Source organism: Devosia neptuniae (genome assembly GCF_025452235.1).
Taxonomy (GTDB): domain Bacteria; phylum Pseudomonadota; class Alphaproteobacteria; order Rhizobiales; family Devosiaceae; genus Devosia.
On the sequence record NZ_CP104965.1, the window covers coordinates 147,887 to 170,285 of the forward strand.

The following is a 22,399-nucleotide window of genomic DNA, read 5'->3' on the forward strand; positions in this document are numbered from 1 at the left end:
TGCTAATTATATGTCGCAAAACCGTTATTTCGCTAGTCTTGAAGGGGAAAGCGCAACGCCTTTTGCCTCAAGTGACGCAGAACTGCCACGTTTAGCTTGCGCCAAGATGACAGGAAATATTTACGCGCGGCCGGCGTGGCGAGTGGCCAAGGCCGGCGCTCGAAAATTCAGCAATATCTGGATCATAGACGGGCAAAAGACCCGATTATCCTTGGCGGCGCGCGGTCCTGTCGCTAACATGTTAGCGTAGTTTTATGCGGGAGGAATGCGTGCTGCAGTCTTGGCGGTGGTTTGGACCCAATGATCCGGTGACGCTCGATCAGGTGCGGCAGGCGGGGGCGAGTGGCATCGTCACGGCGCTGCATCACATTTACGATGGCCGCGCCTGGACCCCTGCCGATATTGCCGAACGCAAGGGCGTGATCGAAGCGGCAGGCCTGGTCTGGTCGGTTTGCGAATCGATCCCGGTGCATACCTCGATCAAGCTGCGCCGTGGCCCCTATCGCGACTTCATCGACAATTGGAAGGTGAGCCTGGCCAATCTGGGCCGCGCCGGGGTGCCGGTGGTCTGCTACAATTTCATGCCGGTGGTGGACTGGACCCGCACCGATCTGCGTTATGCCATGCCGACGACGGGGCTGGCGCTGCGGTTCGATATGGTGGAATTCGTCGCCTATGACGCCTTTGTGCTCAAGCGCGCCGGTGCAGAGGGCGATTATGCGCCTGAACTGCTCGCCGCAGCGCGGAGCAAGCTGGCCGGCATGAGCGAAAGCGCCATTGCGACGCTCGAAACCAATATCATTGCCGGCCTGCCGGGCGGCGAGGACAGCTATGACCGCGAGGGCATTCGCCGGCGGATTGCCGAATTCGACGATGTCAGCGCCAATGACATGCGCGCAAACCTGGTGGAATTCCTGCGCGAAGTCGTGCCGGTGGCGGAAGAAGAAGGCGTGCGTCTGGGCATTCATCCCGACGATCCGCCATTCTCGCTGTTCGGGCTGCCGCGGGTGGTGTCGACGGCTGAGGATATGCGCTCAGTTTTGGGCGCGGTGGATAGCGTTGCCAATGGCCTGTCATTCTGCGCCGGGTCGCTGGGCTCTCGCGCGGATAATAACGTGGTGGGCATGGCGCGCGAATTCGCCCACCGGATCAATTTCGTGCATCTGCGCAATGTCAGCGTTGAGCCGGATCGCTCGTTCAACGAGGCCGAGCATCTGGGCGGCGACGTCAATATGGTCGACATGATCGCCATTCTGCGCGCCGAAGAACGGCGGCGGGCGGCAAGCGGGCGGACCGACAGCGTCATTCCGATGCGGCCCGACCACGGGCACTTGCTGGCCGACGACATCCACAAGAAAACCAATCCCGGCTATTCGCTGATCGGCCGGCTCAAGGGACTGGCGGAACTGCGGGGGATTATTACGGCGGTGGATCAGTTGCAGGGGTGAGGGGCAATTGCGCCCCTATCTGTTCCCTCCCCTGAGGGGCAGTGTTCACTCCGGACGCATTCAAGAATGCGGTGTCATCCCGGCGCAGGCCGGGATCCATGCTGAAGGCCATCCGGACACCCAATGCGCGGCGAGAACACAGCATGGATTCCGGCCTGCGCCGGAATGACACCGTGGTTGGTATGAGTCCCGGGCAAACACTCCCCCTTGAGGGGAGAAGGCGGATCGGGGCTCCTCGTCCGAAGACTACACCCCCTCCACCAATGCCCGTCTCTGCCGGATCGCGGCTGCTGCCGCCTTGGGATCGGGCGGTAGCACGGCGTTTTTGAGGGCTATGGAATAGGGATGGGTGGGATTGTCCAGCACCGCCCTCGCGCCGCCGCTTTCGATGACCACGCCTTTTTGCATGATGATGACGCGGTCGGAGATGTAATAGGCGGTCGCCAGATCGTGCGTGATGTAGATGATCGAGACCTTGAGCTCGTCGCGCAGGCTGCGGAAGAGGTTGACGATGGACATGCGCAGGCTCGCGTCGACCATCGAGACCGGCTCGTCGGCGACGATCAGCTTGGGGGACGGTATCAGCGCGCGGGCGACGGCGACGCGCTGGAGTTGGCCGCCGGAGAGTTCGTGGGAGAAACGGCCTTTGAGTTCGGCGAGGGACAGGCCGACGCGTTGCAGGGCTTCGTCGGCTTTGATCTCTTGTTGGGCTCGCGTGTCGGCGCCGGTGAAACGGCGGGCGGTGGCGTAGAGATAGGTATCGACATGGGTGAGCGGGTTGAACGCCTCGAAGGGGTTCTGGAAGACCGGCTGCACCCGCGTCATGAAGGCCTCGCGCTGGGCGCGGGTGCGGATGGTGCCGATATCAGTGCCGTCGAAAACGAGGCGCCCGCCATCGGGCACTTCATTGCCCAGGATCATCTTGGCCATGGTGGATTTGCCGCTGCCGGATTCCCCCACAATGGCAAAGATTTCCGGCGTGTCGCTGGCCAACGAGAAGCTGACGTCGTTGACGGCGGTGATGGACTGGCGGGAGAACAGGCCGCCCACGCCATAGCGCTTGGTGACGTGATCGAGTTCGAGCAGGTTCTGGCTCATTGCACCGATATCTCCCCGGCCCGGAAACAGGCGACACGGCCGCCAGTGGCGCTGGGCAGCATTTGCGGCACCTCTTTTGAGCAGCGCTCGATGGCGATGGGGCAGCGCGGATGGAAGCGGCAGCCCGATGGTGGATTGGCAAGGCTTGGCGGCTTGCCGGCAAGGCTCTTGCGGGTCGAGACATCGCCGATGCGCGGCAGACTGGCGATCAGGTGCGCCGTGTAGGGGTGTTGCGGCTTGTCGAACAGGGCCTGGGTGGGGCCCTCCTCCGCGAGCCGGCCCGCATACATGATGGCGAGGCGATCGGTGATGGCGGCGTGGACCGACATGTCGTGGGTGACAAAGACCACCGATGATCCGAGCCGCCCCTGCACTTCCTTGATCAGGCCGAGCACGTCTTGCTGCACCAGCACGTCGAGCGCGGTGGTGGGTTCGTCGGCGATGATGAATTCGGGTTCGCAGACGGTGGCGAGGGCAATGGTGACGCGCTGGCGCATGCCGCCGGAGAGCTGGTGGGGGAAGGCTTCGAGCACGCTGGCGTCGAGCCCCAGCCGATCGAGGTGGCTTTCGACGCGGTGGCGGAAGGCGCTGGGGTCGAGCCCCATATGGCGATAGGCGAAATTGTTGAAGGCGTGCTTGATGCGGCGGACCGGGTTCAGCACGCTCATCGAGCCCTGCATGATGTAACTCAGATGCTGCCAGCGCGCGGCCTGCATCTTGGCCGGCTCACCATAGACATCGATATGCTTGCCGCCGAAATCGAATTTGACTGATCCTTCGACCACGCGCATGGGCGGGCGGATGGCGCCGGCCAGGGTCTTGATCAGCGATGTCTTGCCGGAGGAGGATTCCCCGGCAATGCCATAAACCTCGTTGCGGCGCACGGTGAGATCGATGCCATCGACGGCGCGGACCTCGCGGCGCACGCCGAAATGTTCGTTGATGTAATAGGCCTTGAGGTCCTTGATGGTGAGGACGTCGACGGGAGTGGTTGTGGCGGGGCGGTCAGCAAGGAGGGTTTCGGTCATCATGGCTCAGGCTCCCATGCGCGCGAGGCGGCTGCGGGGGTCGATATATTCGTTGACGGACATGGCGAGCAGGAACAGGCCGAGGAACAGGATGACCACGAAGATCATCGGCACGGCGATCCACCACCAGATGCCGGCGACCATGGCCGAGTGAGCATTGGCCCAATAGATCATGCCGCCAATAGTGGGGCGGTTGATGTCGGAAAAGCCCAGGATGGACAGCGTGACCTCGAGGCCGATGGCCCAGATGAGGTTGTTCATGGTGGTGAAGAAGACGATGGGCATGACATAGGGCAGATGTTCGCGGAACAGGATCTGGCCGGTGCGCATGCCGGAAAACGCAGCGTGGCGGGTGAATTCGCGGGTGCGCAGGGAGAGCGCGACCGAGCGGATCAGGCGGCTGTCATGGGTCCAGCCCAGCAGCGCGGCCGTCAGCGCCAAGACCGGCCAGGTCATCTGGTCGCGCAGCACGAAGACCAGTAGCAGCAGGATGGGGATATTGGGCAGCGCGCCCAACGTGTCGTTGAAGGCCATGATGATCTGGTCGGTCTTGCCGCCGATGTAACCGGAGACCAGGCCCACCACGATGGCGATGACGCGGCTGATGGCCGCGACGACGATGCCGAACATCAGCGTGTTGCGCATCGAGATGGAGAGCTGCCAGAAAATCTCCTGTCCGCGCGAATTGGTGCCCAGCCAATACTCGGCCGAGGGGGGCATGTCGGGGATCACCACATAGATGTCGTTTTCGCCATAGGGGGCAAAGAACGAGCAGGCGATCAACGCGAGGATGATCAGGATCAGCAGGGTTCCCAAGAGGAACTCGCGATTGTAGCGCAGCAGGTCGAACAGGACTTTGAACATGAGCGCTATCCCAGTTTCACGCGGGGGTCGATCAGGGGGTAGAGAATGTCGATGAGAAACACGGCGGCGGCCACGGCGATGATGGAAATGGTGGTCACCCCCAGCACCAGGCTGTAGTCGCCGGCATAGATGCCCGCGACCATCAGCTTGCCGATGCCGGGATAGTTGAAGATGAATTCGACGATGACGGCGCCGCCGAACACATTGCCCAGGCTGAGCGCCAGGCCCGTGATCTGAGGCAGCATGGCGTTGCGGGCGACATATTGGGAAAAGATGGTGCGCGAAGGCACGCCGCCCAATTCGGCATAGACCACATAATCATCGGTCACGATGTTGGAGACCAGCGAGCGCATGGCGATGAACCAGCCGCCCATGCCGACCAATACCAGCGTCAGCGCCGGCAAGGTGCCATGGGTGATGACGGACTGCACATAGGTCCAGGTCATGGCCGGATCGAGATTGAGCTGGGCGCCGCCGCTGATGGGCAGGATAGGCCAGAGAAAGCCGAAGACGATAACCAGGGTCAGGCCGGTAATGTAAGTGGGGATGGGCTGCATGGCCATGACCAGCACGCCGACCACTTTCATGGCACGGTTATTGCGGAAATAGCCGGCAATGGCGCCAAGCGTGTTGCCGACGACCCAGGAGATGATGGTGGCCAGCGTCAGCAGGCCTACCGTCCAGGGCAGAGCGCGGCCGATAATGGTCATTACCGGGGTGGGAAAGGCCGAGAGCGAGGGCCCGAAATCGCCGCGGATCACCCGGCCCCAGAAGGTCAGGTATTGATCGAGCAGCGAGCCATCGGTGCCGTACAGCTCGCGCAGCGATTGGCGCAGGATTTCCACGGTGCGCGGATCGGTCGAGCCGAAATTGGTCAGCAGCGACACGGTCTGCTCGATCGGATCGACCGGGGAGAAATGGGCGATCAGAAAGGCCAGGGTGACGCCGGTAAAGACGACGAAGATGAACTGTCCGAAACGCTTGGCGACGTAAGTGAGATAGCCGTTCATATGTGTCCCATCCGGCATGTTGGGTCGGTGTGATGCTTAGAGGGAGAGCATGCGGCGCTTCTGCACCCCTCACCCTGGCCCTCTCCCCTGAGGGGCGAGGGAATGGTTTTGTGGCTTGCCGTCATCTCTTCGAGAGCCCGATCTGCCTCCCTCCCCCTTGAGGGGAGGGATTGAGGGTGGGGGTTCTGAAGTCTGAACCGGCATAGAGTTCTTGGAGGGCGCAGAACCCCCACCCTAGCCCTCCCCTCAAGGGGGAGGGGATTGGATTGGGGCTCTCTAGGTACGGTTCCTCCCCTGCCCTTACTTGGGCGCGTTCGGGTTGGCCTTGAGGCTGACGATCATGTAGCGCAGGTTCGACCAGTTGGGGCCCGAGGCCGCGTAGGGATTGGCGGCGGAGGGGTAATTGGTCCAATAGGTCGTGTCGAACGGAGCGAACTTGTTGTAGGCCATCAGCGGGATCATCGGCATTTCCTCGACGGCGAGCTTGAGGAAATCGAGCCCGATATCGACGATTTCCGGGGAGTCGAAGGCGATCGAGCGGTTCCTGTCGATAAGGGCATCAAGACGTGGATCTTCCCAGCGCTGGGTATTGCGCGGCGGCTGGGGTTCGCCCAGGGGCCGGATGAAATCCGAGCGGTAACTATCGAGGAAGAAGCTGAGATCGGGGTGACCGCCCCAGGTTTCCACCGTCCAGTTGATGGCGGTTTCAAAGTCACCGGTACCCAGGCGCTGGCCATTGGTGGGGCCGGCGACATCGACAGTGGCCTTGATGCCGGCCTGACTCCATTGCTGGGCGATAGCCGTGCCGGCACGAGCCAGGGTCGGGATGGCGTCGCCTTCGACCTGCACGCGCACTTCAAACGGGGTGCCATCGGGCTTGAGCCATTGATTGCCGTTCTTGGTGAAGCCGGCTTTCTGCAGCAATTCGGTTGCCGCCTGCACGTCCTGCTTCCACCAGCCAAAGCCGAACATGCGCTGCAACTGGGCTTCGTCGGTCGGAATATCGGGCCATTGGCCACGCACCATATTGGCGAGCTGACCGGCAAGGCTGGGGTCATAGGGCTTGATGGAGCGGGTGCCGGTGTTCAGCTCGAAATTGGTGAGCCAATCCTGCATGGGCACGAAATAATCGTCGGGCGCCGAACCGGTCGGCGGCACAGCGAGTGCGGACAGGTTTGCCGCACCGCGATAGGAGCCGAGCGCCACGGCGCGGATATCGATCAGCAGTGCCAGCGCCCAGCGGACGTCCTTGTTGTCGAACGGGGCCTTCTTGAGATTGAAGATCACCGAAGGCAGCGTCGGATCAGGATGGGCATAGGGGAAGCCGGGCAGCCAGGCGGCGGCGCTGGGATTGTCCTTCATGATCGAGAACATGCCTTCGGGGGCGATGTCGTTGATCACATCCAGGTTGTGATTGCGCTGGGCGATGACGCGGGCTTCGGGATTGCCTGAGGCGGCATAGACCACATATTTGACCTCGGGCTGGCCCCAATCCATGCCGATGGAGGTGCGCTGCCAATCGTCGCGCAGCTTCCAGATCGCCCAATTGCCGGCCTTGTCATAATTGTGCAGCACATAGGCGCTGAGCGAAATCGGCGGATTATTGTTGAAGGCCAGCGGGTCCTCGACCTTTTCGAACACATGCTTGGGCATGATCCAGGCCGCATTCCAGCGCACGGTGAACAGCGCGTGGAAGCGTGAATTGGGCTCCTTGAGCTTGAAGATCACCGTATTGCGGTCCGGCTGCTCCATGCTGGCGACATTGATGGAGAATGGCGCGCTCCAGCCCATGCCGGGATGATCGATCTGGGTCTGGACGGTATAGACCAGGTCATCGGCGGTGAATTCGACGCCGTCGCTCCAGAAAATGCCTTCGCGCAGCTTCACCGTCATTTCGGTGAAGTCCTCATTATAGCTGGGGGGCTCAGAGGCCAGCGCATTCTGCCAGGCATCCGGCCCGCCTTCGGGATTGATGAACCACAGCGTGTCGGTGGTCAGCTGCTGCAGGCCGTTGACGTTGGAGCCGCCGCCGGGCGCCCAGATATTGAACCAATCGGCATTCTGCGCGGTCGGTCCCTGCACGATCAGCGCCTCGTTGCGGGGAATGCCGGCGATGAAATCCTGCGCCAATGCCGGCAGCGCCAGCATGGACGCGACCGCCGCAATGGCGATTTTCTTGAACAAGCTCATAGGTATCCTCCCTAAGCGCGTTTGACGCGATGAATTCCCGTGATCGTCGAGGCCCAGCCTCATCGCTCCGTCCGTCCGCGCCGCATCCCGAAAGACGCTGAACCTCTCCTCGCGGATTTCGTCGTTGCGGCATCTTTATCGACAATTTTTGCACGCACCACAACCGCTAGTTTCAATAATTCGATATTTTGCGCGGATTTTTGCATGGCGGCATATGGATTGGCGATAATCCGCACATCTTATTATTGACAAAGCGGCTGACTGACTTAGGTTGCCTGATATCACCACCTGCCCCAGCGCAGCCCTGCGCGCCCGCCTCCTGAGGAAGACAGATGAGCCAGAATATCGATGTGAAGACGAGCGTTCGCGCCGACCGCCCGACGGGGGCATACAAGCCGCTATGGGCCTGGTTCGGCTATGACGAGCCCAATTACACCTATAGCGAGCATGGCAAGAAGCTGCTGGCCGAGCTGACGGAACTGAGCCCGGTTTCGCCGCATATCCGCACGCATAATCTACTGACCTCGGGCGATGGCGTAGCGGCGCTCAAATGGGGCTCGACCAATGCCTATACCGAAGATGCCAATGGCAATCCGGTTTATGACTGGACCATCATGGACCAGATTTTCGACGCCTATGCCGAGGCGGGCAATACACCGCTGGTGCAGATCGGGTTCACCCCCGAGGCGCTGTCGGACGATACGGGCCCCTATCAGCACAGTTGGGAGCCGGCGAACAAATACGCCACCATCCTGACCGGTTGGGCCGCGCCGCCGAATGATCTGAAGAAGTGGGGTGCGCTGATCGAAGCCTGGGCGCAGCACCTGGCGGATCGCTATGGCAAGGAAAAGGTCAGCACCTGGCCCTGGGAAGTGTGGAACGAGCCGGACGGGCATTACTGGACCGGCACCATCCCCGAATTTTGCGCCATGTATGATGTGAGTGCGCGGGCGGTGAAGAAGGTGCTGCCCGATGCACGGGTCGGCGGGCCGCACACTTGCGGGGCATTTTCCAATCCCAAGGCGCAGACCTTCCTGCGCGCCTTCCTCAAGCATGTGGTGGACAATAATTCCCCCATCGACTTCATCGCCTTCCACGCCAAGGGCAATCCGGTGATCTGGCAGGATCATGTGCGCATGGGGCTGCATAAGCATTTGCGCGATATCGAGGCCAATCTGGCCATCATCAATGAGTTTCCGTCGCTGACGCATTTGCCGGTGATCATTGGCGAGTCCGATCCTGAGGGCTGCGCCGCCTGTTCAGCCCGGGTGCATCCGCAGAACGGCTATCGCAATGGTCCGCTCTATGGCGTCTATGTGGTCGAAAGCATGCTGCGCACCTATGAGCTCAGCCGGCGCGCCAATATCGAGATCGAAGGCGCGGTGACCTGGGCGTTCATGTTCGATGACCAGCCCTGGTTCGATGGCTTCCGGGATCTGGCCACCAATGGTGTCGACAAGGCGGTGCTGAATGGCTTCCGCATGCTGGGCATGCTGGGCGGGGAATGGCTGGAAACCGCCAGCACCCATCGGCGCGACATTGCCGAAATCATGCAGCATGGCGTGCGCGACGAGCCGGACGTCAATATCGTCGCCACCCGCGACGACAAGGGCGTGAGCGTGCTGGTCTGGCATTATCATGATGATGACACGGCCGGGCCGGATGCCGAAGTGTCGATTGCCATTGAGGGTTGGGGCCAAAAACCGGCGAGCCTCAAGCATTATCGGATGGATGAGAGCCATTCCAATGCGTTTGGCGTTTGGAAGGCGATGGGCAAGCCGGAGAACCCGCAAGGGGCCGATTACGCCAAGCTCGAGGCGGCCGGGAAGCTGGCCCAGATCGAGGACAAGGCTAGTCTTGCTGTCGTGGATGGCAAGATTGAACTCCGCACTACTCTGCCGCGGCAAGGCGTCTCCCTGCTTCGCCTCGACTGGTAATGCGGCAAGAGCGCGCCCTTCCTCCCGGGCGCGCTCGCTTTTGTTTGGGGGGTGAGGATATGCCGGAGAGCCGCGATCCACCTCCCTCCCCCTTGAGGGGAGGGATTGAGGGTGGGGGTGCTGTGCTATCAGCGGGCAAAGAGTTTGGTGGGGCCGCAGCACCCCCACCCTAGCCCTCCCCTCAAGGGGGAGGGGATTGGATCGCGGCCCTCGGTCTGCGGGGCAGTATCCCCTACCCCACCCGATCCAGATACCGCGCCTTGCTCGGCTGCAGGTGATCCACGCACAATTGCGCCAGCACCCAATTATCCGTCCCCTTGAGCATGTCGATCATCAACCGATGATGCTCATGCGACACGCGCAGCGACGCGGTATTGGCCATGGAATTGGCCCGTACCGGCAGGCTGAGGCGCATATAGAGTTCGATGGATTGGACCAGATGCGCATTGCCGCAGGCGCCGAACAGCGTCAGGTGGAAACGGTCATTGGTTTCGTGCACGCCGCGCAGGAAGCCGGCCTCGATATGGCGGCCGTGTTCTTCGTGGATGGCGTTGAGCTCGGCGATGAGGCTATCGGGCGCTGGCAGCGGAATCCACAGCGCGGCCTGGCGCTGCAGCAATTCGCGGACGGCGTAGATTTCCTTGACCTGTTGGGCGGTCAGCGAGCGCACGGTGGCGCCGCGATTGCGCTCGCGCACCACGATGCCCATGGATTCGAGCTGCACCAGCGCCTGGCGGGCGAAATGGCGGGTGACGGCGAAGCGCGCCAGCAGCATGTCCTCGGTGAGCCGCGTGCCCGGCGCGAGGCGGCCGAAGATGATGTCCTCCTCCAGCGCCCGGGCGATGGAGAGATCGTCATGCTCGTCGGTGGCGACGTGTTCGGTCAAGCTATCCAAAGGCTGCTCCTGGATTACCGCGCTACTCTATCGCGGTTCTTGCGTCGGGTCGAATTGTGCAAGCGCATAGATGGCTTCGACGAGGCGCAGGGTTTCCATATTGTCGGCCGGCGCGGTTTCGAAGGGCTTTCCGCTATCGAGGCAATCGAGGAAATGGGCGATCGCGGCGTCATAGGAGCCTTGATAGACTAGGTCGGCGTCGAATTGCTCGGCCTGTGGCCGCTCGCCAAAAGCGGTGAGCTGGTTGCCGTCGAGTTCAATCGTGCCACGTGCGCCGAAAATGCGCAGATGATCGCGCGGTGCAGGCGGCGCGCCGTGGACGGCAAGATTCCCCATTACCTGAACCAGTACGCCATCGCTACGGCGGCGCAGGGTGATTGCCGCGACATCCTCGGCCACGATATCGGCATTGCTGCGCTCGAGCCGGGCGGCAACGACATCCATCTCGCCGAGCAGGAAACGCAGCGTGTCGAGGTGATGGATCAACACCTCCATGACGAGGAGGCGCTGCTGATTGCGGAAGAAGGGCTGGCGCACCAAAGCGGGCCGCTGGCCATCGGGGCCGGCGATCATGCCGCTGGAGAGGAATTCAAGGCTGACCTGGCGGATATCGCCCACCACGCCGGCGTCGAGCCATTCCCGCAAGCGGCGATACCACGCACGGAAGCGCCAGTTCTCGTGCACCATGAGCGTAGTATTGGCGACATCAGCCACCAAGGCCTTGGCCGCGGCGAAATCAGTCGCCAGCGGCTTCTGGCAGATGATCGCCACCCCAGCCCGCGCGGCGAGCCGGACCAGTTCGGCATGGGCCTCGCGGGGCGCGCAGATATCGACAATGTCGAGATGTTCACGCGCCAGCATGGTGGCCACGTCAGCATAGATGGCGGGGATGTCAAAGGCCCTTGCCCGCGCCTGGGCGGCCGCCTCGGAAGGGTCGGCTATAGCGACGATTTCAGCCTGGGCGCTGCGTTTCTGCCAAGCCGGCAGGTGATAGGCGCTGACCCATCCGGCACCGATTACCCCCACTCTCCGCTTCTGCATATAGCCGTGTCCCTGTGCTGATTTATCAATAATAGTGAAAGGCACAAGCAGAAGGAAGCGAGAAATTTCGGCTTTCTGGCGCGATTATCGATTTAGCGCGGCGCTTCTTTATTGACAATCACTGCGGAGCCACTAGCTTACAGGCCATGCGGCGAACCAGTAGCCGGAACGGGAGTATCGCGTGTCAAACGGCCTTCGTCGGAAATTGACCAGCTATGGCGACCAGGGCTTTTCCCTGTTTTTGCGCAAGGCGTTCATCAAGGCCATGGGCTATTCCGATGACGCGCTGGACCGCCCCATCGTGGGCATTGCCAATACCTATTCCGACTACAATCCGTGCCACGGCAATGTGCCGCAATTGATCGAGGCGGCCAAGCGTGGGGTGATGCTGGGCGGCGCGCTGCCCATGGTGTTTCCGACCATTTCGATCCACGAAAGCTTTGCCTCGCCGACCTCGATGTATCTGCGCAATCTGATGGCGATGGAAACCGAGGAGATGATCCGCGCCCAGCCGATGGACAGCGTCATCCTGATCGGGGGCTGCGACAAGACGCTGCCGGCGCAGATCATGGCTGCCGCCAGCAGCGAAATTCCCGCCGTCTTCCTGCCGACCGGGCCGATGGCGACCGGGCACCATAAGGGTGAGCGGCTGGGCGCCTGCACCGATTGCCGCCGCTTCTGGGGGCGGTTCCGGGCCGGGGAGATCGACGAGGCCGAAATCAGCGAAGTCAATAATCGCCTGGTGAGTTCGGTGGGGACCTGCACGGTGATGGGCACGGCCAGCACCATGGCCAACCTGACCGAGGTGATGGGGCTGTGCCTGCCGCGCGCCGGATCGGCACCGGCGACCGAAGCAGAGCGGGTGCGCCTGTCGGAGGCCACCGGGAGCCTTGCAGCAAAGCTCGCCACCGAAGGCGGGCCGACGGTCAAGGAGCTGTTGACGCCGGCGGCGATCCGCAATGGGCTGGTGGCCCTGCAGGCCATGGGTGGTTCGACCAATGCGGTGGTGCATCTGGCCGCCATTTGCGGGCGGCTGGGCATTCCGCTGGATATGGCGCTGCTGGACGAGTTGGGGCAGCGGGTACCGCTGCTGGTCGATCTGCAGCCGTCGGGGCAGCATTATATGGAGCAGTTCCATAAAGCTGGCGGCGTGCCCGCATTGCTCAAGGAAATCCGGGGCGAGCTCGATCTGAGCGCGCCGACAATCCATGGCGCCAGCATTGGCGACGTGATCGATGCCGTGGTGGACGAACCGGGGCAGACCATTATCCGCACTATGGCCGCGCCACTGAAGCCGATCGGCACGCTGGCCGTGCTCAAGGGCAACCTGGCGCCGCGCGGGGCGATCATCAAGCAATCAGCTGCCTCGAAGACGTTGATGCAGCACACGGGCCGCGCCGTGGTGTTCGAGAGTGTCGAGGACCTGTCCAACCGGATCGACAGCGACGAGCTGGACGTGGCGGCCGATGACGTGCTGGTGCTGCGCAATGCCGGGCCCAAGGGCGCGCCGGGCATGCCGGAGGCGGGGTATTTGCCTATTCCGCGCAAGCTCGCGCGGCAGGGCGTGAAGGACATGGTGCGGATTTCCGACGCCCGAATGAGCGGCACGGCCTTCGGCACGGTGATCCTGCATATTTCGCCAGAAGCCGCCGCTGGTGGGCCGCTGGCCATCGTGCAGACGGGAGACAGCATCACGCTGGACGTGCCCGGACGCTCGCTCAATCTCGATATCCCGGCCGCCGAATTCGAGCGGCGCATGGCGGCACTGCCGCCCCCGGCGGAGACAGCACGGCGCGGCTATGACCGGCTCTATCATGAGCATGTCATGCAGGCCGATGAGGGCGCCGATTTTGATTTCCTGCAGGCCAATTCGTGAGCCAGAGTGAAGCGCCGCTCTGCCTGCCGCCCAAGCCATTGGGTGCCCTGCCCCGCCTGCCCGATGGCGCCTGCGACAGCCATTTCCATGTCTTCGAGGCCGGCGCGCCGCTGGCCTCGCCACGCAGCTATACGCCGCAAATCCTGACCATTGCCGATTGGCAGCTTTATGCCGAGGCGGCAGGGATTGCCCGCGGCGTGCTGGTGCAGCCCAGTGTCTACGGCCTCGACAATAGCGTCATGCTGCGCGCGATTGCCAGCGACCCGCAGCGCCTGCGCGGCATTGCTGTGGTGGCGCCGGATATTTCCGCCGAGGCGTTGCGCGAACTGGACGCAGCCGGCGTGCGCGGCATTCGCATCAATACCCGCAACAAGGCCGGGGTGGCGCTGGACGCGGTGGGCGAATTGCTCGGCAAGGTCGCCGCGTTGGGCTGGTCGGTGCAATTTCAGGTGCGGGCGGAGCAATTGGCTGATGTAGCAGCACTGGAGCATGGCGAAACGCCACTGGTACTTGATCATCTGGGCTTCATCCGCTTTGGCGAGGCCGATACCGGCACGCGGCTGGATGCGCTGCGGCATCTGCTCGACCGGCCCAACATCTACACCAAGATTTCGGCCCCCTACCGGCTGACGGCCAGCGCAGACTATACCGATGTGGGCGCTGCCATTACCGCGCTAGCGGCATCGCATCCCCATCGCCTGCTCTGGGGCAGCGATTGGCCGCATACCGAATTGTGGGACAAGATGCCTGAGGACGGGGATTTGCTTTCCGCCTACGAAACATGGCTTCCTGATGCGCAAGTGCGGCGGCAGATTTTCGTCGATACGCCCACTTCGCTGTTTTTCGGTCGCTGACCGCAAGGAGATTTGACGCATGAAGCTCGGACTGGAAGGCAAACGCGCACTAGTATTGGGCGCCAGCAAGGGGCTGGGCGCGGCGATTGCGCTGGGCCTCGTCAATGAAGGCGCGCAGGTGATCGGCGCGGCGCGCAGCGTGGAGCTGGTCAGCGCGCTGGACGGTCAGGTCGACAAGAGCCTCAATGGTTCGATCACCGGCCGCAAGCTCGATCTGGCGGATGGGCAATCCGTTTCTGAGCTAAGCGAAGCGCTGATCGCTGAGGGTGGCGTCGATATCATCATCAACAATTCGGGCGGGCCGGCGCCGGGCGAGGCCGCCAGCGTGCCGCTTTCGGCCTGGAATGCCGGCTTCCAATCCATGGTGGCCAATATCATCACGCTCAATCAGGCGCTGCTGCCGGCCATGACCGCGCGCGGCTGGGGGCGCATCGTGACCCTCACATCGTCGGGCGTCGAAGCGCCCATCGCCCGGCTGGCGATTTCCAACGCGCTGCGGCAGGCGCTGGTGGGGTGGTCCAAGACGCTGGCGAGCGAAGTCGCTCCGTCCGGGATCACCGTCAATGTGGTGGTGCAGGGCCGCATCCATACCGACCGCGTCGATGAACTCGACGCGGTTGCGGCAAAACGGCAAAATATGGAGATCGACGCGGTGCGCCGGGCTTCCATCGCGACCATTCCAGCGGGCCGTTATGGGCGCCCGGAGGAACTGGCCGATGCGGTGGTGTTTCTGGTCAGTGAGCGGGCCAGTTATATCACCGGCTCACGCATCAGGATCGATGGCGGGATGATCCGCTCGATCTAGCAGAGGGCTCGGGGGCAGATGGCGAAACCGCCGGGCCGCCCCCAGTGCCTCAAGGCTTAGCTGCTGCTCGACAGCGTTTCGGGGGTGCCGAATTCACCGCGACCATAGGATTCGCCGGTGCCGGTACCGGTGTTCAGCGACTGGCCGTTCGGGCGAACTGGCTGGAAAGTGTCCTTGTCGAAGAACTGCGTCGTCGTGGTGCCATCAGCGGCAGTGACGGTGGCGCGGATCGCCTGGCCCCAGGCTTCAAGACCGGTGGCTTCGATGCCGCGTTCGGCAAGGGTGCGCTCGATGTTGAACTTGGAATGACCGAACAGATCATCATTGGTGGTGAGGCTGGCGGCATTGGCCATGCCCGGCAGGGCGAAGGCAGCAGCGGCGGTAGCAAGAATAGCAAAAGCAAAGGTTTTCATTTGAGGTCTTCCTTTCGAAGGTGACGTCAAACTAGGACTGCAAGATTGCCCCAAGCTTGCGGCCCGCAGAAAAGTGAAATTTTTTTACCGAAACCAAGCCATTGATTATAAAATGCTATTTCTGACATGAACGCGTTGTAATGAATGCGCCCCGCAAGGCTTTGCACATTGCTGCCATAATCGAATCCGGCAGGCGGGCCGAAGCGGGCCTGCCGGAAATGGCGATCAGGCGGTGGCCGGTTTTTCGGCTTCCGCCTCACCATGATGGGCCGGCTTGCCGGGCATCAGGCGCTTGACGAAGCGTGACAGGCTTTCGGTATAGGTCAGGATCACCGGCACCACGACCAGGGTCAACAGCGTCGAGCTGATCAGCCCGCCGATCACCGCATGGGCCATGGGCGCGTTCTGCCCGCTGCCTTCATGCAGGCTGAGCGCCAGCGGCAGCATGCCGAACACCATGGCCAACGTGGTCATGATGATGGGCCGGAAGCGGGTGACGCCGGCCTCCACCAGGGCATCGTAGAGATTGAGCCCGTCCTTGACCTTGTGGTTGGCATTGTCGACCAAGAGGATGGCGTTTTTTACCACCAGGCCCATCAGCATGATGAAGCCGATCATGCTCATCATATTGAGCGTCGAGCCGCCGATCAGCAGGCCGAGGATAACGCCGACCAGCGAGAGGGGCAGCGACATCATGATGGCGATCGGCTGCAGGAAGCTGCCGAACTGGCTGGCCAGTACCAGATAGATGAAGACCACCGCGAGCAGCAGCGCGGCGCCGGCCGAAGCTGCCGTATCGCCCAATTGCTCGGCATCGCCGCCCATGGAGATGCGATAGCCGGGCGGCAATTCCATCTCGTCCATGGCCTGCTGGATGGCCGGCATGACATCGCCAATGGTGACGCCGGAAATATTCGCGTCCACGGTGATCTGGCGGGTCAGGTCCCGGCGCTGGATTTCGCCCGGTCCGGTCGACATTGCGACATCGGCGACATCACCCAGCCGCACCACTGACGTATCGGTGCGCGCGATGGGCAGGCTATACAGCGCCTCGACCTGGTCACGTTCCTGCGGCGGCAGGCGGACGATGAGCTTATAAGTCTCCTCCTCCGGCGAGGTCCATTCGCTGACCTCTTCGCCGCTCAGCATGGGCTGCAGGATGGCGCCAATCTGCTGCATGGAGACGCCGACTTCGCTGGCGAGGTCCTGGTTGACGCGAATGCCGACCACCGGCTGCGCCGCCTCAAGCGAGCTTTCGATATCGGCAAGGCCGTTGATATTGGCCAGCTTGGCCGTGAACTCATCCGCCAGGCGGCCCAAGGTGGCAAAGCTGTCGCCGTAGAGCGTAACCTGCACCGGCTTGGTCACCCCGCCGCCCAAGCCGCTGGCAACGCCGACCACGGTGGTGATGCCGGGCACCTGGGCCAGCACGTCGCGAGCCGGGCCGGTCATTTCATGGGGCATGCGGTCGCGTTGGCCGGGCGGTACCATGGAAACCAGGATGCTGGCCGAGTTTTCGCCCGACGCGCTCTGGCCGGCATTGATGGTGGCGTAGGTGCGTTCCACCTCGGGCATTTGTCGCAATAGCGCCTCGATCTGGCGCACCTTGTCGCCTGTATAGGCCAGCGAGGAGCCCTGCGGAGTTTCCACTTCAACGGTGAATTCACTGTTGTCGCTGGGCGGCACGAATTCCACACCAACCATGGGCAGCAGCAGGAAGCTCGAGAAGAACAGCGCCACCGCCGTGCCCAGCGTCGCGATGCGATGGCGCAGGCTCCAGCGCAACACGCTGCGATAGCGTTCGCTGAGCCAGCCGAAAAACTCATCGAACTTGGCGACCAGCCGGCCGATCGGACCGCGCTTGGCATTGGGCTCGGAGGCCGGATCATACCAGACGCTGCTCATCATCGGGTCGAGCGTGAAGGCGACGAATAGCGAAATCAGCACGGCCACCGAAACGGTGACGCCGAATTGCAGGAAGAAGCGGCCGATCATGCCTTCCATGAAGGCCACGGGCAGGAATACCGCGACGATGGACAGCGTCGAGGCCAGCACCGCCAGCCCGATCTCATTGGTGCCATCGACCGCAGCCTGGAAGTGGCCCTTGCCCATATGCAGGTGGCGCATGATATTTTCACGCACCACGATGGCATCGTCGATCAGGATACCCACCGAAAGCGACAGCGCCATCAGCGTCATCATATTGAGCGTGAAGCCCAGCATATAGAGCACGATCATGGTGCCGATGATCGAAATGGGCAGGGTCAGTCCCGTGATGACGGTCGAGCGCCACGAATTGAGGAACAGGAAGACGATCAGGACGGCCAGCACCGCGCCTTCGATGATCATGTTCTGCACGGTGTGGAAGGATTGCTCCACCTCGACGGAATTGTCGCGCACCACATCGATGTGAACGCCGGCCGGCAGCTCGCTCTGTTCGAGCCGTTCCAGCGTCTGGTGGATGGCGTGGGCCACGCCCACCGTATTGGCGCCCTGCACCTTGAGAATATCGATGGACAGTGCCCGCTCGCCATTGATGAAGGCCAGGCTTTCATCGTCGCTGGGGCCGGAGCTGATGGTGGCGACCTCGCCCAGCCGCACGGGCTGGCCGCCGGTGCGCGCCACGATGATGTCAGCGAAATCGTCGATGTTCTGGATTTTACCCTCGATCTGGATCGAGCGGGCCACCGAGCCTTCGGTGATGCTGCCGGCCGGCAGATCGCGATTGTTCTGGGCGATGGCGGTCATGACATCGCTCATGGAGACGCCGAAAGCATCGAGCCGGTCGGGATCGACCTGCACGTCGATTTGCGTCGGCACGCCACCGACCAGTGTCACGCTGCCCACGCCCTGCACATTGCGCAGGCGATCCACCACGACATCGTTGGCCAGATCGGTCAGTTCGCTGGGCGAAAGCGTGTCGGAGCGAATGGCCAGCGAGACGATCGGCATGGCGGCCGGATCGAAGCGCAGGATTTGCGGCTTGTCGGCATTTTGCGGCAGGTCGGCCTCGATGGACGACATCTTGTCGCGCACTTCCTGCAGCGCTTCGACCGAGTTCACCTCCATGTCGAACATGATGACGACCAGCGCCTGGTTCTGCCGCGCCGTCGAGGTCAGCGAGTCGATGCCGCTGATCGTGTTCACCGAATCCTCGATGGGCTTGATGATGTCGTTTTCGACCGATTCAGCCGACGCGCCCGGATAGGAAACGACCACCGCGACGACCGGCAGGTCGACATCGGGCAATTGCTCGATGGGCAGGCGCTGATAGGAATAGAGGCCGAACACCATCAGCGCCACCATGACCATGGTGGCAAAGACGGGGTGATTGACGCTGATACGGGTGAGGAACATCGATCAGTTCTCCACCACGCGAACCTGCATGCCGGCCCGCAGGTCATCCAGCCGCCCGGACACTAAAGTGTCGCCGACGTCGAGGCCCGAGGTCAGCTCGGTGACGCGGGCGGCGCGCCAGTTGCGCGACGCCTCGACCGGTTGGCGCACCAGGTCGCCATCGACGATTTTGAGCACGAATGCCCCCGCATCATCCTCGCGGATGGCCGCTGGCGGCACGGCGAGGGTGTTTTCGGCTTCGGCGGTAACGATCTGGCCGGTGGCGAACATGCCGCCGCGCAATTCACCGCCGGGATTGTCGACGGTGACCAGCACGGGAACCGTGCGCGTACCGGCAGTGGCGACCGGGCTGATGCCGGCGACGTTGCCGCTGAACTGACGCCCGGGCAAGCCTTCGACGGTCAGCGTGACATGCTGGCCGGGCTGCAAGGTCGGGCTGGCGCTGACCGGCACATAGGCGGTCATTTCCATCACCGACAGATCAACGATCTGCATGAGATTGGCGCCGGGCGAAGTCACCTGCCCCGGCTCGACCGCCCGCGAGGCCACCACACCATCGAAGGGCGCGACGATCGTGGCATTGCGCAGGGCGATTTCGGCGGCAGCAACCTGGGCTTCCAGCGCCCGCAAATTGGAGCGCAGTGCATCGACATTGGCGCGCTCGCTGTCGAGATTGGCTGAGGCGACCAGACCGCGATCGTTGAGACGTTCGCTGCGGGTCACCTGCGCTTCGGCCTGGGCGAGCTGGGCGCGGGTGGCTTCGGCGGTGCTGCGCTGCTGTTGCAACTGAATGCCCAGCGTTTCGATATCGACCTGCACCAGCACGTCGCCCGCCTGCACCCGGTCGCCGACGCGGAAGTGCACGTCATCGACGGTGCCGCTGACCTGGGAGGAGAGGTTTATGGTACGGCGCGGGGCGAGCGAGCCGGTGGCCTTGAGCGTTTCGGTGATCGTTTGCGGCTGCAATGTCGTGACATCGCGGCTGAGGATGAGCTTGACCGGATCGGGTGTTTCGACGGCGGCCACCGGGGTCGCCGCTTCGGGCGCGGTCAATTGCGGCACCAGAATAAACGCGCCGCCGGCAGCAACGATCAACACGCCAAGCCCCCAGAACCAGGGGAATTTGCGCGGCGCGAGGCCAGCATCGAGCAGCGCCTGGCGCTTGCGCTCGCGTCGGGTCAGCGCCCATTCGGGTTTGATAGCGTCGGGGCGTTCCACATGCTTGTCCACGGCATAGCTCCGGCCTAGAGGAAAGGGAATAGGGTGTTGCCGGCCCGCCCACGCAGAACATGTTCGGCACAAAACCGATGGCAAGGCACAGCAACGTGCCGGTTGTGTGCTGGCAAGCTTGCGTCAACATTGCGCGCGTGAAATGCATGTGCGGACGGCAAAATGTGCGGCCTGGCGCTGTAAGGTTGCGGCAAGGCTTATCGCGGACAATCCAGAGTATTAATGCCCGAGGAGGCAGGTCTGCATGCGACTATTGCTGGTAGAAGATGAGCCCGATATGGCGGCTCTACTGCGCAGCGCGCTGGAAAAACATGATTTCGTAACCGATATCGCGCCCTCGATCGAAGTCGCCATTGAGGCGATCGAAACCATCAGCCATGACCTGGTGGTGCTGGATCGCCAATTGGGCGATGGCGACGGCGCCTCGCTGATCGCCTATCTGCGCAAGCGCCGCCCCAATGTGCCCATCGTCATTCTCTCCGCCCGCGGCTCAGCCAATGACCGGGTGGAAGGGCTCAATCTGGGCGCCGACGATTATCTGCCCAAGCCTTTCGTGGTCAGCGAATTGGTGGCGCGGTTGCGCGCCGTGCTGCGCCGGCCCAGCCAGGTGACCTCCAAGCCGCTGAGCATGGGCAATCTGGCATTTGACCTGAACCAGGGCGAGGTGTTTGTTGCTGGTGAACGGCTCGACCTGCCGCGGCGCGAATATCTGGTGCTCGAAAGCCTGATGCGCCGGGCGGGCCGCACGGTTCGGCGCAACCTGCTCGAAGAAGAAGTCTATGGCTCGGACGATGAAATCCAGTCCAATTCCCTCGAGGCCCACATCTCGCGGCTGCGTCGCAAGCTGGCGGATGCCGGTGCCTCGGTCATCATCCACCCCGTGCGCGGGGTGGGCTATTTGTTGAAACTGACGTGAAACGACTTAGCCGCAATTCCCTCGCCCACAAGCTGACCCGCCAGATGATCCGCGTGCAGTTGCTGACGCTCGTGCTGTTTTTTGGCCTCGGGGTTTTTCCCACGGTCGTTGCCCCGGTCATCGACTATCTGGGCGATGCCCAACCGCTCGACCCCCGGGCGACGGCGGCATTTGCGCATAGCCTGGTGGATGTGGAGGGCGAGCAGATCAATTACGTGGCTTCGCCCGATCTCGACGCCCTGCGCAGGGACTATCCCAATCTGTGGTTTTACGTGCGCAATCAGTCCGGCGCCTGGGCCGCTCTCGGCGACGTGCCCAAAATGTACCAGGAGCTGGAAGACAATCTCTGGCTGTTGGAAGCGGTCGAGGTGCGCACCACCGATCCCAGCTATGGCTCGCTCCTCGTGCGCACCGAGCAATCGCCGGTCGGCACCGTTCGCGTGATGACCGGCGGCGGACCCACCGTTGGTGTGGCTGCCATCATCAAGAAGGTTTCGGGCCTTTTGGCGCTCGCCATGGTTGCGCTATTGGGCCTTGCCAGCGCCATCACCATTCCCATTATCGTGCGCCGCGAGATGCGCAGTCTCAAGGGCGCGGCCGACGAGGCCGAACTGATCGACATCGATGCCCGCGGCACCAGGCTGTCCACCGAAAGCCTGCCCGACGAGGTGCAGCCGCTGGTCAAAGCGGTCAATGACGGGCTGGCGCGGCTCGACGATTCCTACGCCAAGCGCGAACGGTTCCTCGCCGATTCCGCCCATGAATTGCGCACCCCCATCGCCATCCTGCAGACCCGCATCGAAATGGCCGAGCCCTTCCCCGAAAAGGGTCAATTGCTGGTCGATGCGGCACGGCTGGCCAGCATGGCCGGGCAATTGCTCGATCTGCAGCGCATGGATCTGGGCAGCACCAATTTCGAACCCACCGAGCTGGGCGACATGGCCAGCAATGTGGTGGGCGATCTGGCCCCGCTGGCCATTGCTGCGGGCTACGAACTCTCGCTCAATGCACCGGACGATCCGGTCATGGTGCAGGGCGACAGCAGCAGCCTGAGCCGGGCGCTGACCAATATCATCCAGAACGCCATTGCCTATGGCGGCAAGCATGGCGAGATCATCGTCGAAGTGGGCCGCGACGGCACGATTGCGGTCAGCGACGAGGGCCCCGGTATTCCCGCCAGCGAGCGCGACCGGGTGTTCGAGCCCTTCTATCGCGTCAAGCCATCCTCGCACGGCGCGGGGCTGGGCCTCAACCTGGTGGAAGCCATTGTGCGGCGCCACCACGGCTATATCACCATTGCCGACGCGCCCTCGGGCGGGGCCAGCGTCATCGTCACACTGCCACTGTTGCGGGCCGCTGCAACAAAAAAGGAATTGGAGCCGGCACTGTAAGGCCCACGCAATCTTGGGGGATCAATCTGGCGTCAGTACAGCGGAC

General features: G+C 62.7%; 17 protein-coding genes. 7 read left to right on the plus strand and 10 right to left on the minus strand.

All coding sequences use genetic code 11. The annotated features are described in order from the left end of the window. Positions 1 to 269: 269 nt before the first annotated feature. The gene (gene uxuA / locus N8A98_RS03250) at positions 270 to 1,448 is read left to right on the plus strand and encodes a mannonate dehydratase (RefSeq protein WP_262169125.1); all 1,179 of its coding nucleotides are present in this window, start codon (positions 270 to 272) and stop codon (positions 1,446 to 1,448) included. A 246-nt stretch (positions 1,449 to 1,694) separates the two neighbouring features. Here the strand turns inward: uxuA and N8A98_RS03255 are convergent, their stop codons facing one another. From N8A98_RS03255 to N8A98_RS03275, 5 genes are all read right to left on the minus strand, one after another. Then, positions 1,695 to 2,546 carry an ABC transporter ATP-binding protein gene (locus tag N8A98_RS03255; RefSeq protein WP_262169126.1) on the minus strand — a complete coding sequence of 284 codons (852 nt, stop codon included), beginning with the start codon at positions 2,544 to 2,546 and terminating at the stop codon, positions 1,695 to 1,697. Next, positions 2,543 to 3,577, minus strand: coding sequence for an ABC transporter ATP-binding protein (locus N8A98_RS03260; protein ID WP_262169128.1), 1,035 nt, complete (start codon positions 3,575 to 3,577; stop codon positions 2,543 to 2,545). Before N8A98_RS03260 ends, N8A98_RS03255 begins: the two co-directional genes overlap by 4 nt. 3 nt (positions 3,578 to 3,580) lie before the next feature. Further along, positions 3,581 to 4,438 carry an ABC transporter permease gene (locus N8A98_RS03265; RefSeq protein ID WP_262169129.1) on the minus strand — a complete coding sequence of 286 codons (858 nt, stop codon included), beginning with the start codon at positions 4,436 to 4,438 and terminating at the stop codon, positions 3,581 to 3,583. A 5-nt stretch (positions 4,439 to 4,443) separates the two neighbouring features. After that, a complete protein-coding gene (locus tag N8A98_RS03270; RefSeq protein ID WP_262169130.1) occupies positions 4,444 to 5,448 on the minus strand; it encodes an ABC transporter permease in 1,005 nt (334 codons plus the stop codon). 300 nt (positions 5,449 to 5,748) lie between these two features. Then, positions 5,749 to 7,638 carry an ABC transporter substrate-binding protein gene (locus N8A98_RS03275; protein WP_262169131.1) on the minus strand — a complete coding sequence of 630 codons (1,890 nt, stop codon included), beginning with the start codon at positions 7,636 to 7,638 and terminating at the stop codon, positions 5,749 to 5,751. A 332-nt stretch (positions 7,639 to 7,970) separates the two neighbouring features. Here N8A98_RS03275 and N8A98_RS03280 point away from each other — a divergent pair, with 332 nt between their 5' ends. Further along, on the plus strand, positions 7,971 to 9,575 hold the full coding sequence (locus N8A98_RS03280) for a GH39 family glycosyl hydrolase (protein ID WP_262169132.1): 1,605 nt from the start codon (positions 7,971 to 7,973) through the stop codon (positions 9,573 to 9,575). A gap of 232 nt (positions 9,576 to 9,807) precedes the next feature. On the opposite strand, the gene N8A98_RS03285 is transcribed toward N8A98_RS03280, so the two are convergent. Continuing rightward, positions 9,808 to 10,470 (minus strand): GntR family transcriptional regulator, encoded by a 663-nt coding sequence (locus N8A98_RS03285; protein ID WP_262169133.1) that lies wholly within the window; start codon positions 10,468 to 10,470, stop codon positions 9,808 to 9,810. A gap of 27 nt (positions 10,471 to 10,497) precedes the next feature. Continuing rightward, complete coding sequence (locus tag N8A98_RS03290) at positions 10,498 to 11,511, minus strand: Gfo/Idh/MocA family protein (protein WP_262169134.1); 1,014 nt, start codon at positions 11,509 to 11,511, stop codon at positions 10,498 to 10,500. A 181-nt stretch (positions 11,512 to 11,692) separates the two neighbouring features. Here N8A98_RS03290 and N8A98_RS03295 point away from each other — a divergent pair, with 181 nt between their 5' ends. From N8A98_RS03295 to N8A98_RS03305, 3 genes are read left to right on the plus strand one after another with little or no spacing between them, the layout of a single operon-like run. After that, positions 11,693 to 13,387, plus strand: a complete 1,695-nt coding sequence (locus N8A98_RS03295) for an IlvD/Edd family dehydratase (protein WP_262169135.1) — start codon at positions 11,693 to 11,695, stop codon at positions 13,385 to 13,387. Then, positions 13,384 to 14,241, plus strand: coding sequence for an amidohydrolase family protein (locus tag N8A98_RS03300; protein ID WP_262169136.1), 858 nt, complete (start codon positions 13,384 to 13,386; stop codon positions 14,239 to 14,241). Before N8A98_RS03295 ends, N8A98_RS03300 begins: the two co-directional genes overlap by 4 nt. A 19-nt stretch (positions 14,242 to 14,260) precedes the next feature. Further along, a complete protein-coding gene (locus N8A98_RS03305; protein WP_262169137.1) occupies positions 14,261 to 15,046 on the plus strand; it encodes an SDR family oxidoreductase in 786 nt (261 codons plus the stop codon). 56 nt (positions 15,047 to 15,102) lie between these two features. On the opposite strand, the gene N8A98_RS03310 is transcribed toward N8A98_RS03305, so the two are convergent. The 3 genes from N8A98_RS03310 to N8A98_RS03320 all read right to left on the minus strand — a co-directional run bounded on the left by N8A98_RS03310 (position 15,103) and on the right by N8A98_RS03320 (position 20,046). Beyond that, the gene (locus N8A98_RS03310; protein WP_113121723.1) at positions 15,103 to 15,459 is read right to left on the minus strand and encodes a hypothetical protein; all 357 of its coding nucleotides are present in this window, start codon (positions 15,457 to 15,459) and stop codon (positions 15,103 to 15,105) included. Between the two features lie 225 nt (positions 15,460 to 15,684). After that, positions 15,685 to 18,816, minus strand: a complete 3,132-nt coding sequence (locus N8A98_RS03315; RefSeq protein WP_262169139.1) for an efflux RND transporter permease subunit — start codon at positions 18,814 to 18,816, stop codon at positions 15,685 to 15,687. Positions 18,817 to 18,819: 3 nt separating this feature from the next. Next, entirely contained in the window at positions 18,820 to 20,046 is a 1,227-nt protein-coding gene (locus tag N8A98_RS03320) for an efflux RND transporter periplasmic adaptor subunit (protein WP_262169141.1), read from the minus strand. Positions 20,047 to 20,290: 244 nt separating this feature from the next. On the opposite strand from N8A98_RS03320, the gene N8A98_RS03325 reads away from it, so the two are divergent. Both N8A98_RS03325 and N8A98_RS03330 read left to right on the plus strand, forming a co-directional pair. Next, positions 20,291 to 20,962 (plus strand): response regulator transcription factor, encoded by a 672-nt coding sequence (locus tag N8A98_RS03325; RefSeq protein WP_113121721.1) that lies wholly within the window; start codon positions 20,291 to 20,293, stop codon positions 20,960 to 20,962. Then, positions 20,959 to 22,353 carry a sensor histidine kinase gene (locus tag N8A98_RS03330; RefSeq protein ID WP_113121720.1) on the plus strand — a complete coding sequence of 465 codons (1,395 nt, stop codon included), beginning with the start codon at positions 20,959 to 20,961 and terminating at the stop codon, positions 22,351 to 22,353. Before N8A98_RS03325 ends, N8A98_RS03330 begins: the two co-directional genes overlap by 4 nt. Positions 22,354 to 22,399: the final 46 nt, after the last annotated feature.